Below are 20,019 nucleotides of genomic sequence, written 5' to 3'. Positions count from 1 at the left end.
TAGCTTCTTGAGAAGAGTATGCAAGAAGCTTGAAACTTTAAAAAATCTGTGATCATTATGCAAGTTGGGATTCGCTCACTGGCAATCAGCTTTCCCCAGACAATTCGCACCAATGAATATTGGCTGCAAAAATTCCCTGAATTGTTTGTCAAAGCTGCGCCAAGGCAAAGAGGAAAACAAACACAATTGACTCAATCCATTGAATCTATTACAGATATGAATGGTATTGATCTCTGGTTACAGGAAGTTAATCCTTATCTAGGCGATCCTTTTAGAGGTACTGTCCAGCGATGCGTGGTGACGGACAATGAGTCATCGCTACTGTTGGAATGTCAAGCAGCACAGGCCGCAATAAAAGCCACGAATCTCACTGCTGATCAAATAGATTTGGCGATCGTTGCTTCTCTCTTTCCCGATGTCGTCGGTACGGGACTCGCAGCTCACCTCGCCCAAAAATTAGGATTACGTTGTCCTGCCTGGAATCTGGAATCCACCTGTGCTAGTGCCTTAATTGCGCTGCATACGGCTCAGGCATTTCTACAAACTGGAAGCTATCAACATATTTTGATTGTGGTTTCCCATATTGGTTCTCAAGCGGTGAAAGAAGCAGATACGCTCTCATGGTCAATGGGCGATGGTGCTGGAGCTTTTATTGTCGGTAAAGCCAAGCCCGATCAAGGGATTCTCAGCACCAAAATCATGCCGACGACCGCGACCTGTGGTGCATATATCCATGAGTTAGTGATTGATGATCAAGGCTTTCCCCGCATCCAAACCAGTACGGGTGAGAATGTCAGTAGTCTTGCCACTACCGCCGTTGATCAGGTGCGTGAATGTTGTTTGGCAGCCGTTAGAGAAGCAGGAGTGAGCCTCGATCGCATTAATTATTTTGCGTTTAATACACCGACAGCTTGGTATGCCAGTGTTTGCGCTAAAGCCCTTGGCATCGATCCTGAACGAGTGATTAATCTCTATCCGACCTATGCCAATATTGGACCTGTCTTTCCGATCGCCAATCTCTATCATGCGTCGGCAAATGGCAAAATCCGTGAGAACGATCTGGTTTTGATCTATGCCAATGGCGCTTCGGCAACAGCGGCGGCGATGGTCATTCGATGGGGTGATGTGGCGATCGCGGCATCTTCTGCCAATGACTTAATTCTGAATCAGAATTCAAGTCAAGTTCCTTTAGCCATTCAATTTACGCCAGAGCTTAATGGCAAACTAAGCACCAAATCTGACGTTCGCGAAAAGTTAGTTACAGCAAATTTTAGCGATCGCTATGCCATTTTGGTTGACTACTTGCGGGAATGGTTAGCAAATTCGCAACAGCTTGAGCCAGAAGAAATTAGCGATCGCGATTATCTTGCGACAATGCTGGATTCCTTGATGGCAATCATCTTCCGTCGTCACATTGAAATGGATTTACAAATTTGTATTCCCATGGAGAAATTTTTTGGTGACAGTACTATTCATGATCTCGCTGATTTTTTGCTCAACCAATTGGCAGTAGCCAAAGTGATGAATACTTCGGCGGTAAATTCTCAAGCAAGAGAAATTATCAGTTTGTAATAAATTTAATAACTCTAAGAGATCCTCCTCAATCCCCCTTATAAAGGGGGAAGAATTAAATTCCCCCCCTTTATAAGGGGGGCTGGGGGGATCTAGCCAATTCTTAAATAGGTTCTTAGGAAATCGATATTTAGCTAACGTTTATTAATTGAATCTATGAATCTGCATTCGCTTCTCAACTCGCTCTCTGATATCGGCATTAAATTATCCGCTAATGGTGAATCCTTAGTGGTGGATGCACCACAAGGAGCATTAACCACTGAACTGCGAGACTCCCTGATTCAGCGTAAGTTAGAGATTTTGGCATTGCTGCATCAACATAGTGTTAGCGCCCCTGTAAGTGATTTACCTGCGATCGCCCCTACACCAGAGTCTCGCTACGAGCCATTTCCCCTCACAGATATGCAGCACGCCTTTTGGATTGGGCGCAGTGGTGTATTGCAATTAGGTAACGTTTCTAATCATGGTTATTATGAAATTGAAGGCGCTACCCTCGATCTGGAACGACTGAATACCACACTGCAACAATTAATAGAACGCCATGATATGTTACGCGCAATTGTTCTGCCCGATGGACAACAGCGCATTCTCAAAGAAGTTCCACCCTATCAGCTTCAAATGGTGGATTTACAAGGAAAAGAGCAAGGGGTAATTGATGCTCAATTAGAAGCAATTCGGGAAGAGATGTCCCATCAAGTTCTTCCTGCCGATAAATATCCTCTATTTGACTTTCGCGTTACTTATTTAGATGGCGATCGCAGTCGGCTCCATGTTAGTTATGATTTGCTTGTATTTGATGCTTGGAGTCTATTTCGCCTGTTTGAAGAATGGTTTCAACTCTATCAAAATCCCCATGCAATTTTGACACCCTTAGAGCTTTCGTTCCGAGACTATGTATTAGCCGAGCAGTCTTTACCTGAAACCCAACTTTATCAGCGATCGCAGGAATATTGGCTCAATCGCCTTGACAAATTACCTCCTGCTCCTGACCTACCCCTCGCCAAAAATCCTCAAGAACTGCAACAGCATCGCTGCCGCCGTTATCATACCCAGATGGAAACAGGGGCTTGGCAGAACCTCAAACAGAAAGCGAAAAATATGGGCTTGACTCCTTCAGGACTATTGCTAGCCGCCTTTGCGGAGATTTTAACCCTCTGGAGTCAAAATCCTCAATTTACGCTCAATCTTGCTCTATTTAATCGCTTACCAATGCACCCCCAAGTAAATCATCTCTTGGGAGACTTTACTTCTGTCACTCTGCTGGCGGTGGATAACTCTGCGAATGAACCGTTTCGCGATCGCGCTCTGCGTTTGCAAAAACAACTGTGGCAGGATCTCGAACATCGCTATTTCAGTGGCGTGCGCGTCACTAGAGAACTAACCCGTCGTCAAGGTGGTGTTCCCAATGCCATGCCTGTGATTTTTACCAGCACCCTTGGCTTTGCGGCGATCGGGCAAGAGACTTTGACCTTTAGTCATTTTGGAGAGCTAGTTTATGGCATTAGTCAGGCTTCGCAAGCTTGGATGGATGTGCAGGTTTGGGAAGAGAAAGAAACCTTAAGCTTTAATTGGGATGTCGTCGAGGAACTATTCCCTGAAAGCATGATTGGCGAGATGTTTGACACCTACTGTAGCTTCCTCGATCAATTGGCTACTACGGAAGATATTTGGAATACCGAAAATCGTCAACTGCTACTGCCATCGCAATTAGCTCCTCGCAATCTTGCTAATGCCACTGATTCCGCAATTCCACAGGTACTCTTACAAGAATTATTCATTGAGCAGGTACAAAAGCATCCCGATCAACTGGCTGTGATTGCGCCACAGCGATCGCTCACCTATCAAGAATTAAGCGATCGCTCTCATCAACTTGCCCATCGCCTACGAAATTTGGGTGCTGCACCCAACCAATTAATTGCGATCGTCATGGAAAAAGGATGGGAGCAAATCGTTGCGGTGATGGGCGTGATCCTGTCGGGTGGGGCATATGTGCCGATCGCGCCCGACTTACCACCAGAACGCTTGCAGTATATTCTCCAAAACAGCGACACGAAGATTATCCTCACGCAATCTTGGTTAGATGACAGTTTGGATTTTGGCGAAGATATGCAGAGATTGTGCATAGATCAGGAAGAATTTACAACCGAGAGTAAATCTTCTCTTCAGCCTTCGCAAACTGCCGATGATTTAGCCTATGTCATCTATACTTCTGGTTCTACTGGCTTACCGAAAGGAGTGATGATTACCCATCGTAATGTTGCCAATGTGGTGATTTACACCAATCAACGCTTCCAAATTGGACAAAGCGATCGCATTCTGGCATTAACGACTCTGAATCATGACTTGTCGGTTTATGACATTTTTGGAATGCTTAGTGCAGGCGGCGCGATCGTCATGCCTGAAGCTCAATTAGTCAAAGATCCGAATCACTGGGCAGAACTGATTCAACGCGAACGAGTCACTCTGTGGAACTCAGTTCCCGCGATGATGGAAATGCTGGTGAATGTGGTCAGCGATCGCCAAACTGCCTTTGCTTCTCATTTACGCCTAGCGATTTTAGGCGGCGATTGGCTACCTGTTTCTTTACCAAATCGTCTGAAAGCTTTAGTTCCTGATATTACCCTTTTGAGCATTGGTGGCCCCACGGAAACGACGATCTGGAATATTGGCTATCAAGTGGAAACCGTTGAACCTAACTGGAAGAGTATTCCCTATGGTAAGCCGATGGCAAATTCCCAGTATTACATTTTGAATGAAGCCTTAGAAGACTGTCCCACATGGGTTTCAGGTCAAATGTACTGCTCTGGGGTGCAGGTGGCTAAAGGCTATTGGCATGATGAAGTGAAAACTAATGCCAACTTCATTACTCATCCTCTTACAGGACAACGACTCTATGGCACAGGCGATCGCGGTCGCTATTTACCCGATGGCACGATTGAGTTTTTAGGAAGAGTAGACTTTCAAATTAAACTGCGCGGCTATCGCATTGAGGCTGGCGAAATAGAAGCAGCTTTAATGCAACATCCTCAAGTCCAAACAGCGATCGTCAAGATTGTTGGTGAGCATCAGCAAGCACATCTGGCAGCCTACATTGTACCTCAACTGCTGGCTCCCCATACTGCCTTACCCACCGTTGATGAACTCAGTCAGTTTCTCAGTCGGAAATTGCCTAGTTATATGATTCCTTCGGTGTTTCTATTTCTGGAAGGATTGCCTCTGTCAGCAAATGGCAAAGTCGATCGCCAAGCTCTACCCACCCAAGATGCTCTATTTCAAACACGAGCAGTGGTTTATACCGCTCCTCAAAATGAAGTCGAACAAGCGATCGCTGAGGTGTTTCAATCGGAACTAGCAGTGGAAAAAGTAGGCATTAATGATAATTTCTTTGACCTCGGCGCTAATTCTCTAATGATCACGAATATCTATCGCAAATTGGGTCAGGTACTACCGCAGGAAACTCAATTAATTTCCCTTGTGGATTTATTCAGTTACCCAACCTTGAGGAGTCTCACCCAGCGCTTGACTCAGGCGCAAAAGGTCAATGTCTTAGAGCAGCAAAAGGTGGAATCCGCCCAGAAATTGAGTGAAGGTAAAAGTCGTCTCAAGCAAAGATTGGAGAAATCGAGAATGTCTCAAGTTTACGAATAAACAAATATTTTTAGTAATAAATGATATGAATTCTGATCAAAATGGCTTAGAAATTGCGGTGATTGGGCTTGCAGGGAAATTTGCAGGCGGAAGGACAATTGATGATTTTTGGAAAAATCTGGAAGCAGGAGTAGAAGTAATTTCTCCCTTTGAGAAAAAGAGTGAATCTGCTCCAGAACAAAATATCACCAGAGTTGGTTCGATTTTGGAAGATGTCGATAAATTTGATGCCGCATTTTTCGGATTTAATCCTAGGGAAGCGGAAGCAATGGATCCGCAGCATCGTCTCTTTTTAGAATCTGCTTGGGAAGCCCTTGAAGATGCAGGTTGTCGCTCAGAAACCGAAACGAAACCGATCGGCGTATTTGCAGGCGTGGGCATGGGAACCTATCTGCTCTACAACCTTAGTCCTAATCAGGGATTGATTGAATCGCGAGGATTTTTGCAAACCCTAGTGGGCGTGGATAAAGACTACTTACCCACCCGTGTTTCCTACAAGTTAAATCTCAAAGGACCAAGTATGAGCGTGGGTACAGCCTGCTCTAGCTCAATGGTTGCGGTGCATTTAGCCTGTCAAAGTTTGCTGAGTGGTGAATGCGATATCGCCTTAGCCGCAGGGGTTTCCGTGAAAGTTCCTCAGAGCGAATTAACTCTATCTCCCGACGAAATTGTTTCTCCCGATGGGCATTGTCGCGCCTTTGATAGTCAGGCAAATGGCACGGTGGGCGGCAATGGACTGGGCGTAGTGGTATTGAAGCGATTGGAAGATGCGATCGCCGATCGCGATCAGATCTATGCCGTAGTCAAAGGTTCAGCGATCAACAACGATGGCGCGATGAAGGTGGGCTACACTGCTCCCAGTCAGGAAGGACAAGCCAAGGTCATTCGCGCCGCCCAAATGATGGCTGAAGTTGACCCTGCTACGATTACCTATATGGAAGCTCATGGCACTGGTACAGCGATGGGCGATCCGATTGAAGTAGCAGCGATGACCCAAGCTTTTCGAGTCGCTACCGATCACAACCAGTTCTGTGCGATCGGCTCGGTGAAAACGAATATGGGACATTTAGATGCTGCCGCAGGGATTACGGGATTCATCAAAACCGTGCTGATGCTGCATCACAAAAAGATCCCTCCTAGTATCAATTTTGATACTCCCAATCCTCAAATTGATTTTGCCCATAGTCCCTTTTTCGTAAATACGCAGCTTACTGACTGGAAAGCGAATGGTCAGCCGTGTCGAGCAGGTGTGAGTTCCTTCGGTTTTGGTGGCACAAATGTTCATGCGGTTTTAGAAGAAACCCCTGCGCTTTTGCCCATTGAACCTCTCCAACCCAGAGCTTTGCAAATCCTCACCCTTTCCACAAAAACTCCTACAGCTTTAGAGCAAGCAACGGTAAATTTAGGCGATCGCCTCCAGCAAAAAAACGATCTCCAGTTGGCGGATGTGGCTTATACCTTAGGGAGAGGACGTTGGGCATTACCCCATCGACGCTTTGTGATTGCATCCACCCCCGAGAGTGCAGTGCAAGCGTTGACTACTTCTGCTCAACAATTTACAGGACATACCGAAGCGAATAATCCTCCCGTGATGTTTATGTTTACGGGGCAGGGTTCCCAATATGTGAACATGGCGCGAGGGCTATATACCAATGAAGCTACCTTCCACGAAGAATGCGATCGCTGTTTCCAAATTCTCCTTGAGCAGCATCACCTCGACCTGAAGCCAATTCTATTTAGTGATAATGCAGATCAACAAGCGGCTACTAAGCAACTCACGCAAACGGCGATCGCCCAACCTGCCTTATTTACGATTGAGTATGCCCTTGCCAAACTCTGGATGTCATGGGGTGTACTGCCCCAAGCGATGATTGGGCATAGCATTGGGGAATATGTCGCTGCTTGTCTGGCGGGAGTCTTCTCGCTCAATGATGCGTTAACCATAGTGGCAATGCGTGGGCAATTGATGCAGCAACAGCCAACGGGCGCAATGCTATCCATCAGTTTATCTGCCCAAGATGTCCAGCCTTTTCTCAAGGAAAACCTTTATCTTGCCGTCAGTAATAGCCCCTCGCTGAGTGTGGTGTCAGGCACAAAAGAAGCGATCGCCCAATTGCAACAACAACTATCCGCTAAGGGCATCTCTTGCCAACTGCTGCATACTTCCCATGCTTTCCATTCACCGATGATGGAAAGTGCGATCGCACCTTTAATAGAGCATTTGTGTAGTGTGAAGCTAAACTCGCCCCAAATTCCATTTATTTCTAATGTCACAGGTACTTGGATTACTAACCATTCCGCCACCGATCCTCTCTACTGGGCGCAGCATTCGCGCCAACCCGTACAGTTCTCGCAGGGTATCGCCGAATTATTAACTAATCCCGAAGCAATTTTCTTGGAAGTAGGAGCAGGACGCACGCTTAGCACCTTGACTAAACAACAGGCAAGCGATCGCACTATTCTCTGTTCCCTACCCCATCCCCAAGAGAGAGGATCAGATGCCTCAGATTTAGAATTAATGCTCAAGACTTTGGGACAGCTTTGGCTCAATGGAGTAGAAGTCGATTGGGCAAACTTTTACGATCAACAGCCATGCCAAATTGTGTCTCTGCCAACCTATCCCTTTGAACGTCAGCGCTATTGGATTGATCCACCCTCAGAAAATTTACTGGCAGATTCGGCAAATAATTTAAGCGATCGCCATGTCTCTCAACTCACCAAAAAATCTGACATTGGCGAATGGTTTTATAGCCCCTCTTGGAAGCGTACAGTTTTACCAATGCTGAATAGCGATCAGAAACGCTGTTGGTTGCTATTTGGCGATCGCACAGGTGTAGCTGCTGCCATGACTGAACGCCTACAGCAACAAGGACATCGCGTCATTCAGGTACATATCGGCACAGAGTTTCGCAAAAATGATCGTGATCTGTACATCCTAAATCCTAGCGATCGCGCCCACTATGACACTTTAATGCGCGAAGTTCTCGCTCTTGAGCCATCACCGATCATTGCCCATCTCTGGACTTTAAATGATCATCTAGAATTTACGGAATCGCAAAATCTTGGCTTCTATAGTTTGCTCTATTTAGCCCAAGCGATCGGACAGCAGAATGTCCAGAACTCAATCCATATTGGTGTGGTTTCGAGCCAGATTCAAGATGTCACAGGAACGGAAGAAATTCGTCCAGAGAAAGCAACGATTTTGGGGGCAAGTCAAGTAATACCGCAGGAATATGCTAACCTCACTTGCTGCCATCTGGATATGGAAATTCCATTGTCAGACATCACCGCCAATACTCCATTCATCGATCAAATCATTGGCGAAATATTAACTCAAGCAGATGCACCTTCAGCTCCGATAGTTGCCTATCGCGGTAATTATCGCTGGTTGCCCACCCATGAGCCGCTTTACTTACAGCCAGTCGGATCACCCTATCAACCTCAGGGGACTTACCTAATTACAGGCGGTATGGGCGGAATTGGCATGACCATTGCCGAGCATCTTGCCCAGAGCGTCCAAGCAAGACTAGTTTTAATGAGCCGTTCGCCTCTACCCTCACCAAGTGATTGGGAACAATGGCTCCAGACTCAAAGCGAGCAAGATCCAGCGAGTGTCAAGATTCGCAAAATTCAGTCTCTGGAATCTAAGGGCGCGAAAGTCCTCGTTCTCAGTGCCGATGTTGCCGATATGGAGCAAATGCAAATTGTACGAGATCGCATCCAACAAACTTTTGGCAAACTGCATGGCATCTTCCATACCGCAGGCGTAGCAGGTGATGGCATTATGCAGCTAAAAACTCCTGAAAACGCTGCAAGGGTAATGCGCCCCAAAGTTCAAGGCACGCTCGTACTACAGCAAATTTTTGCCAAGGATAACCTCGATTTCTTGGTGGTATTTTCTTCGCTCAGTGCGCTATTGGGTGGTTTAGGACAAGTGGACTATTGTGCCGCCAACTGTTTTCTTGATGCTGTGGCGCGATCGCAAACTAACCAGCGTACTATCGCTATTAATTGGGATATCTGGCAAGAAGTAGGAATGGGTGCAGATTTAACAGAACTGCCCGATCGCCTTAAACAGGAACGCATCGAAGCTCTAGCAATAGGAATATCTCCCCAAGAAGGTTTGGAGGTATTACAGCGCATTCTCCAACATGGTTATTCTCAGGTCATCGTTTCCACTCAAGATTGGCAAGGCGTACTCCAAAACAATCAAAAGCGCGTAATTACGACCACACCTGAACCAGTCGTGAATCTTCCTGAGTCCACTCCAGCAGGACATCAGCGATCACTCCAATCCACTACCTATGTGGCTCCTCGTAATGCGATCGAGCAAAGGATTGCCGAACTTTGGCAAAACCAACTGGGACTAGCGCAGGTAGGCGCAAATGATAACTTCTTTGAGCTAGGCGGACATTCCCTATTAGCGGTACGTTTAGTGTCCCAAATCCGTGAAATGTATCCTGTGGAATTATCATTGAGAACCTTGCTGTCCGATGCACCAACCGTAGCGGGGTTAGCCAGTATCATTGCTGAACAGATCTCGGAACCTGACAATGACGAAATGGCAGCGATTTTGGCAGAGATTGAAAATCTATCGCATGACCAAGTTCAAGCCCAATTAGCGCAAGTGGAGAATTAAGTTGATGGAATTTAGTTTGTTTTATTTTTCTGGTGATGGTTCTACCACCAGTAGCGATAAATATCGTCTATTGATTGAAGGCGCAAAGTTTGCCGATCGCCACAAATTTGCGGCGGTTTGGATTCCTGAGCGCCATTTTGATGCCTTTGGCGGACTATATCCCAATCCTGCGGTGACAGGAGCTGCGATCGCGATGATTACTGAGCATATTCAAATTCGCTCTGGGAGCGTGGTTATGCCCTTACAAAATCCATTACGAGTAGCAGAAGAATGGGCGGTGGTCGATAATCTCTCTCAAGGACGAGTCGGTTTATCCTTCGCTCCTGGTTGGCATCCCAACGACTTTGTACTTTTCCCTGAAAAGTATACCGATAAGAAAGAAATTATGTGGCGCGATATCCAAGTTGTGCAGCAGCTTTGGCAAGGAGAAGCGATCGCTCTCACGGGTGGGAATGGCAAATCTGTCAATATTTCCACATTCCCGAGACCATTACAGCCACAAGTTCCCATTTGGATCACCTCGCTTTCCGACGAAACCTTCATTGATGCAGGTAAAATCGGCGCGAATATTCTCACTTCGCCACTATATCAAAGCCTTGAGGAGATTCTCAGAAAAGTCACTCTCTATCGTCAATCTCTCGCTCAACATGGTCACGATCCTCAAAGTGGAAAAGTGGCGATGATGATTCATACATTTATTGATAATGATATGGATACAGTGCGCCACAAGGTGAGAGAGCCATTCAAAAATTATCTCAAAACCCATTTCGATCTAGTGGTCAAATCGGCTGGCGATCTACGCTTCTCCATTGATCCCAAAACCATGACGGCTCAGGATTTAGATGACTTATTAGATTTCAGCTTTGAGACCTATTTTAATGGCAAGGTCTTAATGGGAACTCCTGCCTATTGCCAAGCCATGATCGATAATCTGCGACAGGCGGGAGTGGATGAAGTGGCTGCACTCATTGATTTTGGGGTGGAATTTGACTGGGTAATGAAAAGCCTAGATTTGCTCAAAGATATCAAAAACAATATAGCGAGTTAAAAGATGAATGATTTATCTAAACGCATTGCTGCCTTATCTCCAGAGCAGCAGGCTTTATTAAAGCGGCGCATCAGCCAAAAGCAAGTCCAACAACCTAAGTCTTGGACAATTCCCAAAAGAGATCTATCTAAACAGAATCATCTTGTCGTCTCCTTTGAACAACAAGGAATGTGGTTTCAACATCAATTAGGAACCACCAGTGCAGTCTCCAATAATGTTTCTATATCTCTGAAAATCACAGGGAATCTCAATGTAGATGCTCTGGAGCAAAGTATCCGAGAAATCATTCAGCGCCACGAAATTCTCCGCACAAACTACCAAACGACTACGGGAGAATTAACTCAAATTATTATCCCACCCAGAAACTGGACGCTAAGGATGATTGATCTACAAATGTACCAGATTCCCGAACGAGAAAGGGAAATTAATCGCATTGCATCCGTTCAAGCTTGTCAGCCGTTTGATCTAGCAATAGATTCATTATTGTTGCGAACAACATTAGTCCAAAGTGATGTTTGCGAATTCGTGCTGATTTTAACTATCCATCACATTGCTATGGATGCTTGGTCTCTGGGTATCCTTTTTGGAGAATTGAATGTTCTGTATGCGGCATTTTCCACAGGTAAACCTTCTCCTCTGGAGCCTTTACCAATTCAATATGCGGATTTTGCAGTTTGGCAGCAACAGCACTTACAGGGCAAAGCACTAGAGAATGATCTCGATTACTGGAAGCGACAATTAGCCAATTCTCCCGATTTATTACCCCTCACAAGCGATCGCCATCGTCCTTCTATCCAATCTTTTAAGGGTAAAACCTTATCTTTTTTAATGCCAAAAACACTCACTGCATCTCTCAAATCTCTATCCGAGCAGAACGAAGCTACTTTATTCATGGTGTTATTAGCAGCTTTACAAACACTTCTATTTCGTTATACAGGACAAAATGACATTGTAGTAGGTTCGCCGATCGCTAACCGTCATCAACCAGAAATCGAAAACCTAATCGGTTGTTTTATTAATACATTAGTTCTCCGAACTGACTTATCAGGAAATCCCAGTTTCCGAAATTTACTAAAGCGAGTACGCGAAACAGTCCTAGGAGCCTTAGCTCACCAAAGCCTGCCCTTTGAAAAGTTAATAGTTGAATTTGAGCTAGGGCAGAGTTTAACCTATGCGCCATTATTTCAGGTGATGTTAATTCTCCAAAATGCTTTTTCGACAAAGAGTATTGAGTTATCAGGACTCAAAGTTGAATATGAACGCATTAACAATCAGACATCTGATTTGGATCTAACCATGCACTTGGTGGAAGGAGATACGGGATTAATCGGGAAATTGGAATACAACACAGATTTGTTTGATGAGTCCAGAATGAATCGAATGTTAGGGCATTTTCAGACCTTGCTAGCAGCTATTGTCGAAAATCCTGATTGCACTATTTCGGCACTTCCAATCCTAACATTGACAGAACAAGAGCAGTTAGCAACGTGGAATCAAACAAGCTCCATCGATTTGGCAAAGCTAACAATTCCAGAATTAGCTGGACGCGAATTGCCTATTGGTAAATCAATCTGTAAGTTTAGCACCTATATCCTCGATCCATGCTTACAACCTACTCCCATTGGTATTCCTGGAGAGCTTTATATTGGCGGTCTCGATGCCGCTATTTATAAAACTGGCGATCGCGCTCTTTACTCTTCGGGCGGAACGATTCAATTCTTGGGACGAATTGATCATCAAGTGAAAATACACGGGTTCTATATTCAACTAGAAGAGATTGAGGCTATACTGACACAACATCCTCAAGTACAGGAAACTGTTGTCATTGATCGGATTGATCGTGAAGAACTTGCGGGTTACAAACGACTAATTGCCTATATTGTACCGATTTTGGGCTATACGCTAAACTCTCGAAACCTCCGCCGTTTTCTAGAAAAAAGGTTGCCGAAGTATATGATTCCTACCGAGTTCATCCTATTGAAATCATTGCCCATTGATGAGAATGGAAGAGTGAATCGTCATAGTTTACCGCTAGCAGAGTCAATTAGCCTTGACTTAGCCATAGATTTTATCGCACCACGCACCACCACAGAGAGAGAAATTGCCCAGATTTTTATGGAGGTTTTGGAAATTAATCAGGTGGGTATCGATGACGACTTCTTTGAGTTAGGAGGACATTTTTTACTGGGAAACAAATTGGTGAATCGATTACTTATAGTCTTTCAAGTTAAGATCACCATAGTCGATTTATTTCAGTCACCCACCGTTGCGGGTTTAGCAGAGCGTATTGAGCAACTCCAAAATTTGACTGCTTCCGATAGCATATATAGCAATCCTAAATGATTTGTGAGAAAAAGCCATAGGTAAAAAGCTTTGGGAAATTAAAAATTTGTCGATGAGTAAAAAACTCAAAAAAGAACTTAACTGTCGCAAAAGATTTACATAAATGATAGAACTCGCGAATGAAGCGTTTTCCTTGTAACCAAATATCTTCAATAGGATTTTGTTTGGGATCGTTAGGAGCAAAACGGATACAAGTAATTTCCCAATCTGACTCGTCAAGTTCTCGATTGGTTAGAGCAAGATAATCTTTTACCTCTTGAGAACGATGATAACTAGCACCGTCCCAGATGATAGCAATTCGCTTGCCTTGATTCTGAMTTTGTAAATATTTTAGAAAAGCCACAGTACTTTCAGAATTACCCGCACTAGCCAATTGAATTACACATTCCTGTGTATACAGGTTCACAGCTCCATAATAGGTCTGTCGCTCTTTTTCATTAACGATGGGTATTTCAATCCGTTCTTGCTTTTTGCCCCACACATATCCACAAATATCTCCCCATAATAAATGGCATTCGTCAGCAAAAAATATCACTAATTTCTCAGTAATGATTTCATCACAATGCTTAGCTAACCATTCTGTAATTTCTTCCTTTTTTTTTGAATGATAGGGAGGTCTCCTTTGGGGTTATGCTTTTGTGTCTTTTTCCAGCTAATTCCCGCTTTTTCAAATATGGCATAATAGCTTTGCTTAGACTCAAATACTACGTTGTACTCATCCTCAATATATTCTTGTAATTCTACCAAGTTCCAATAATTCTTAGCCTGTAACCATATGTTAATAGCTTCGTTTTGCATTTCACTCAGATATCCTGACTTACCTTGATATCCTAGCAATAATCCTTCTAATCCTTGCTCTACATATATTTTCGTCCATTTGCTGATATATCCTGATCCCACTCCCAAAATATCTTTAATCTCCCGATGCTTATATCCTTCGAGATACATTTGTACCGATACACCTCTTTTTAGTTCTCTTGCATCCCGATTTGCCTCGATAAATTCTTGCAGTTCTTCTGTCATTTTTATCTTCTCTAAAAACATTTTTCCAGTTTCTACTTTCTCACAAATCATTTAGGATTGCTATATCCTTTAACTAATTAATGACGTTGAATAGCTAGAAGCGTAATATCATCAAATTGATCAGCTCCTCCAATATGATTGATGACATTTTTAGTAATTTCATTTAATAAATGACTAACCGAAGTAACTGGCTTAGTTAAAATATTTAATAATCTTTGATCGGAAAAAAATTCACCTCCTAAAGCCCGTGCTTCAGTTACCCCGTCTGTATAGCCAACAAGAATATCACCAGATTTTAAGTGAGCCTGTTCAACTTTAAATTTCATATTTGGCATCATTCCCACTGCAGGACCAGTAGAATTTAACTTTTGTAGAATCTCCCCCTCAGAATTAATGATAAATAATGGCTCATGCCCCCCATTGATGTAATATAAAATTCCCGTTAGTGGGTCTAGCACCCCAAAGAAAAGCGTTGCAAACATTCCTAAGTCGCCGTGATGCTCAGCTACATAATCATTGGTTAAAGCAACAGATTCTAATACGTTGATAGGCGTTAGTTCCGAAATATAATTACTATCAGTTAATTGATCGAACTTCGCAGACGAATCTAAGGTAATTTGTTGGTAGAAACTACGCATGGCTGTTTGAGATGCAAAAATCCGAATTAAACTCCGAAATAATGCCATGAATAAAGCCGCACCAACTCCTTTATCACATACATCAGCAATTACTAAACCCACATATTTTTCTAATACTGGGAAAGTGTCATAGAAATCCCCTGCAACCTGGCGAGCTGGTTTGAAAAATGCGGAGATTTCCCAATTAGGTATTTCAAGTAATTCAGGAGGGAGAAAATTAAGTTGCATTTCTCTTCCTTTTTCTAATTCAAGAGTCAGACTAGCTAAAAAGGCACTTTTAAGTTTGTTCGCTTCTTCTGCTTGTTCCTTAGCTTTTTTTAGTTCATGGGTACGTTGATCAACTCTTATTTCTAATTCTTCATTAGTTTTCTCTAGTTTATGAAAGGATTCCTGTAGTTGCTGGGACATATGATTAAAAAAGTATGCCAGACGACCTAACTCATCTTGGCGACTAACGTCCAATTGAATATCAAAATTTCCCTTGGCGATCACTTCTGTCGCACCCATTAAACGATCAAGAGGTACTGAAATTTGACGACGGATAATATAAATTAAAATCAGAATTGATGTAAGTAAAGAAAGAATAATAATGACGACAGTGGTACGACTATTATCATCAATCTCTTTCATGAAAATTGCCTTAGGAACAATAATGCCCACCGACCAATCTAAATCTAAATTTTGGTTGATTCTATCGGCACTGGCAATATAGGTTTCGCCGTTAAAATCAAACTCGATCACCCGTGAGTCTTTTAAGTTAGTGAACCCACCCAATTGATTTTGGATGGCAAGCGCAGCTTTCTGAAGTTTCAAGTCTTTGCTTTGTGCTGCCTCAAACCGTTTGACTTGAGTTCCTTCTTTCTCAAACATCGGACTCGATGAGGTGGATGCGACTAGCCTACCATTGCTCTCTACCACAAAAACATGCCACTGATCGGTGGGGCGAGTTTCCAATATGTATTGCGAAATTTGCTTGAGCGAGACATTAATGCCGACAACTCCTTGCAAGTTACCTTCAGAGGTATAAATGGGAGTTGCCCTAGTGGTACTCAGTTCCCCATCAGTGGTACTGACAAAGATAGAACTCCAGATTGCTTTACCAGATTGCTTTGCCGCAATATACCAAGGACGAGTACGATGGTCATAAATTTCATTGGCAATCACTTTGCCGCGCGATCCATTGTTGTTTAGCTCATAGGTGGGACGGTTGGGATTGTTATTATCTTCACGGATGCGTAACAAGAACTTGCTATTGTTTCGGTGCTCAATCCCCACCATCGTCCCATTCTCGTTACCGAAAAAAAGAATATTTTGAGTATTTAATTCCTTGACCTTATTAAAAATATCTCTCTGAACTTGTTCTAGGTTATTAGGGTTCACAGCACCATTACTGAGGGCGATCGCCGTTGCTTGGTTCACCCACACCGACTCACTCAGATAGGCATTAATTTTTTCTTCAACGCGATCGTTAAGATTTTCACATAACTCCCTCGTCAGTTTCTGCACTGCCTTTTCGCTACTAACAAAGGAAATCCAACCTGTCAGTCCGACTGCTACTGTAATTTGCAGACTGACCACAATCGGAAAAACTTGGCGAATCGAAGACATAGATGGATACCCGCAAAAGTTGAGAGTGCATGAACTATAGAAACAAACTACTACAAGATAATGGCTTTTAGCTAAGTATCAACTATGCTAGTAATAAGCCGTTAATCATTAATAGACGCTGGTGAATGTAGATTTAACTCGCTAATTTTAGAGGGTATTTGAAAAGTCAATATACACACATTTTTTAGCTAAAGCCAAACTTCTCAAACACGCTCTTAAGGATGAAATGTAAAGGTTTATGATGGGGCAAAGAATACTTCGTATGAGGTACGATAGTCAAGAAATAGCATTGCTGATTTAGGTATGATATCCCGATGCTTGCGACAGTGTAGTTCATTAAATCTACAAATCCCTTATTGGAATTAAGTTATTGGAATTAAAACAATCGTGGAAACTCTGACTTTACCTGTTCAACTTAGCTCTCTCAAGATCATAGGTCGATATATTATAGCTGTTTGCCAAGAAGCAGGAATTTCTTCTAAAAGAGCATATAAACTAAGACTAGCTGTAGATGAGTTAGTGACTAATATAATTGTTCACGGTTCTGCAAATTCTGCCGCGGAATCCATGCTTGAAATAAATACTGAAATTGATTCGGAAAACCTAAAAATTACAATTACTGATACTGGGTTACCTTACGATCCAAGGGAAAGAGTATTTGATGAATCAATTCTGAGTAAGCCCATTGAGGAACGACCTATAGGTGGATTAGGTATTTTTTTAAGTCTACAAAGTATAGACGGGTTTTCATATCAAACTACTGAGCAAAAAAACATAAGCTCTTTATGGTTAAGGAGAGATTGATAAAGACAAAATCAACAGTAATTCTCAATTTCCGTCAATTGTGCCGCGCAAGGCGCGGCACAATTGACGGAAATTGGACGTAAGTTTGATCGGAAAGCCTAAGTCTCCGAAAGTGTGGATTTCATATTGGTGATCATAAGGCTATAGCAACTTCATTGATGCTGACTTATACTAGCTTACTCATCATATTTATCCACAAGAATCAAACTCTGGGCAAAGCCTGTTTTTTCCAGAGTCTCTAAAATGAATTCTTGCGCTCCTACTACATAAATGTCCACATCTACCCCCATTTTTTGCTTGGAAAATAGCAAGACCCGCAAACCAGCGCTAGCCATGTATTCTAAGTCATGAACAAGCAAAACTAATCTTTTTACCTTTTGGGCGGCAGCCTTCTCAACTTCTACTTTCAAAACTGGAGCCGTAGCCGCATCTAATTCTCCTGCTAGGGTAATCTTTGCGACATCATCAATAATTTCTGAAGTTGCAGTAAAAGTCATGATTTTCGATCCTTGTGAATATTTGGGGATGGGCAGATTAGAGAAAATGAATAGATTATATAGATTAATACAATGCTTACTTGCCGACTAAAATCACCACAGAGCGATCGCCAACTAATAAACCCGATTGATCATCTAGCATAGGTTCAGTCCCAGGCAAATGGCTAGAAGAAAAAATTGCTCCAGTATTAGCAAATATATGCCACTGCAAAGACTGAGGTAAACTCGGAAGCTCAAACCACTGAGTTTGCCAATGCATATTCATCGCCACATAAATATAATTATCCTCGACGGTTCCTCCCTTAGCATGTTTTCCACAGAGCATAAAGGCGATCACCCGATTCCCCTCTGACCAGTCCGCATTCCAAGCCTTGGTACCATGCCAAGTAATATCAGCATAACCACTACCCACATAATCTTGATTACGGAAATGATTAGGATTACGCAGAACGGGATGCGATCGCCGAAAAGCTATACAGTGTTTAACAAACTCCAATATGTCAGGATTTTTAGTTTGCAGATGCCAATCCAGCCAACTTAGTTCATTATCGTGACAATAGGTATTATTATTTCCGTTTTGAGTTCGCCCAACCTCATCTCCCATCAGCAACATCGGTACACCTTGGCTAACCATGAGCATGGCGATCGCATTTTTGATCTGACGACGACGCAAGGCATTAATCGCTACATCATCGGTTTCCCCTTCCCAGCCACAGTTCCAACTATCGTTATCATTACTACCATCATTATTATTTTCGCCATTCGCCTCATTATGTTTGTGGTTATAGGAAACCAAATCCATTAAGGTAAAACCATCATGGGCAGTAATAAAATTAATTGAAGTAGCAGGAGCCCTTCCCGCCCAAGCATAAAGGTCTGGAGAACCTTGTAAACACTGAGCAATCTGTCCTACGGTGCCATCTCCCTTAAGAAATTTACGGATGCCATCTCGATACTTTCCATTCCACTCTGCCCAACGTCCATAGGCAGGGAAAGAACCCACTTGATATAATCCACCTGCATCCCAAGCTTCAGCAATCAGTTTACACTTTGCTAAAATTGGATCAAAAGCTAAGGACTCTAATAATGGAGGATTTGCTAACGGATATCCCCAAGGGTCTCGTCCCAAAATCGAAGCTAAGTCAAACCGAAATCCATCAATATGGTACTCAGCCGCCCAATAGCGTAAACAATCTAAAACTATATTTCGCACGATCGGATTATTACAGTTAATCGTATTACCACAACCACTAAAGTTAAAGTAATAACCCTCTGGAGTCATCATGTAGTAGGTCTTATTATCAATACCTCGAAAAGAAATAGTTGGACCACGCTCATTTCCCTCGGCCGTGTGATTAAAGACCACATCCAAAATTACTTCAATCCCATGTTTATGCAGTTCCTTGACCAAGTTTTTTAACTCATCAACCTGCATCCCAAATTTACCCGTAGCCGCATACCCCGCCTTCGGCGCAAAAAAGCCTACGGTACTATAACCCCAATAATTGTACAGAGTTTCTCCAGTTTGGGGATTGGGACGGGAATTCTCAAACTCATCAAACTCATATACAGGCATTAACTCAACGGCATTAACACCTAGTTCTTTTAAGTAAGGAATCTTATCCCGAATTCCCGCAAAGGTGCCTCGATGGGTTTCCTTAATTCCCGAAGATTCATGGCGCGTAAAGCTCCGCACGTGCATCTCGTAAATAATCTGATCCTCTGGAGGAATCTCTAAAGGACGGTCATTGCCCCAATCAAAATCATCAAAAGCAATTCTACCTCGGTGGTGATAAATATCCTCCCAATCGGGGATTACTCCCCACACATCTCGACCACCAATAATTTTGGCGTAGGGGTCTAATAAAATTTTACTAGGATCAAACCAATGCCCTTGCTGGAAGTTATTAGGACCATCCATGCGATAGCCATACTCTAGATTTTCATAGTCAAGATCAAATACGACCATGCAATAGACATTCCCAATCCGGAACTCATCGGGGAAAGGAATCTCTGCTAAGGGGGCTTTAGCATGTTTTTTAAATAAAACTAAAGAACAGGAAGTAGCATGACTAGAAAAAATCGAAAAATTCACTCCACCCGGAACTATAGTTGCACCGAAGGGTTGGGGTCTTCCTAATCGTAATTTAAAGCTCTCATAGGCATGAGTTGGATGAATATCAATACGTTCCATAATAG

10 protein-coding genes are annotated in these 20,019 nt (G+C 43.1%); 6 read left to right on the top strand and 4 right to left on the bottom strand.

What is annotated here, in order from left to right; translation table 11 throughout:
• The first annotated feature begins 57 nt into the window (after positions 1 to 57).
• The 5 genes from B9G53_RS16850 to B9G53_RS16830 all read left to right on the top strand — a co-directional run bounded on the left by B9G53_RS16850 (position 58) and on the right by B9G53_RS16830 (position 13,250).
• Positions 58 to 1,572 (top strand): 3-oxoacyl-[acyl-carrier-protein] synthase III C-terminal domain-containing protein, encoded by a 1,515-nt coding sequence (locus B9G53_RS16850; protein ID WP_094534330.1) that lies wholly within the window; start codon positions 58 to 60, stop codon positions 1,570 to 1,572.
• A gap of 156 nt (positions 1,573 to 1,728) precedes the next feature.
• Positions 1,729 to 5,220 carry a non-ribosomal peptide synthetase gene (locus tag B9G53_RS16845; RefSeq protein ID WP_094534328.1) on the top strand — a complete coding sequence of 1,164 codons (3,492 nt, stop codon included), beginning with the start codon at positions 1,729 to 1,731 and terminating at the stop codon, positions 5,218 to 5,220.
• Between the two features lie 25 nt (positions 5,221 to 5,245).
• A complete protein-coding gene (locus tag B9G53_RS16840; RefSeq protein ID WP_094534326.1) occupies positions 5,246 to 9,859 on the top strand; it encodes a type I polyketide synthase in 4,614 nt (1,537 codons plus the stop codon).
• Positions 9,860 to 9,863: 4 nt separating this feature from the next.
• Positions 9,864 to 10,907: an LLM class flavin-dependent oxidoreductase gene (locus B9G53_RS16835; RefSeq protein WP_094534324.1), complete on the top strand. Its 1,044-nt coding sequence runs from the start codon at positions 9,864 to 9,866 to the stop codon at positions 10,905 to 10,907.
• Between the two features lie 3 nt (positions 10,908 to 10,910).
• Complete coding sequence (locus tag B9G53_RS16830) at positions 10,911 to 13,250, top strand: condensation domain-containing protein (RefSeq protein ID WP_094534322.1); 2,340 nt, start codon at positions 10,911 to 10,913, stop codon at positions 13,248 to 13,250.
• Here the strand turns inward: B9G53_RS16830 and B9G53_RS29110 are convergent.
• Together B9G53_RS29110 and B9G53_RS16820 are read right to left on the bottom strand one after the other, a co-directional pair.
• A protein-coding gene (locus B9G53_RS29110) for an IS630 family transposase (RefSeq protein WP_094534342.1) occupies positions 13,243 to 14,294 on the bottom strand; the annotation gives its coding sequence in 2 pieces (ribosomal slippage) (positions 13,243 to 13,844 and positions 13,844 to 14,294; 1,053 coding nt in all). The two genes, B9G53_RS16830 and B9G53_RS29110, sit on opposite strands and share 8 nt — an antisense overlap.
• Positions 14,295 to 14,350: 56 nt before the next feature.
• Positions 14,351 to 16,519, bottom strand: coding sequence for a SpoIIE family protein phosphatase (locus tag B9G53_RS16820; protein ID WP_094534320.1), 2,169 nt, complete (start codon positions 16,517 to 16,519; stop codon positions 14,351 to 14,353).
• Between the two features lie 387 nt (positions 16,520 to 16,906).
• Here B9G53_RS16820 and B9G53_RS16815 point away from each other — a divergent pair, with 387 nt between their 5' ends.
• Positions 16,907 to 17,323 carry an anti-sigma regulatory factor gene (locus B9G53_RS16815; RefSeq protein WP_094534318.1) on the top strand — a complete coding sequence of 139 codons (417 nt, stop codon included), beginning with the start codon at positions 16,907 to 16,909 and terminating at the stop codon, positions 17,321 to 17,323.
• A 176-nt stretch (positions 17,324 to 17,499) separates the two neighbouring features.
• On the opposite strand, the gene B9G53_RS16810 is transcribed toward B9G53_RS16815, so the two are convergent.
• Positions 17,500 to 17,820 (bottom strand): anti-sigma factor antagonist, encoded by a 321-nt coding sequence (locus tag B9G53_RS16810; RefSeq protein WP_094534316.1) that lies wholly within the window; start codon positions 17,818 to 17,820, stop codon positions 17,500 to 17,502.
• Positions 17,821 to 17,896: 76 nt separating this feature from the next.
• On the bottom strand, positions 17,897 to 20,014 hold the full coding sequence (gene glgX, locus B9G53_RS16805) for a glycogen debranching protein GlgX (protein ID WP_094534314.1): 2,118 nt from the start codon (positions 20,012 to 20,014) through the stop codon (positions 17,897 to 17,899).
• Between the last annotated feature and the right edge of the window lie 5 nt (positions 20,015 to 20,019).

It is taken from the genome of Pseudanabaena sp. SR411, from assembly GCF_002251945.1.
In the GTDB taxonomy this organism is placed as follows: domain Bacteria; phylum Cyanobacteriota; class Cyanobacteriia; order Pseudanabaenales; family Pseudanabaenaceae; genus Pseudanabaena.
Note: the sequence above shows the minus strand (reverse complement) of the source record. Positions and strands in the feature narration are given on the sequence as shown.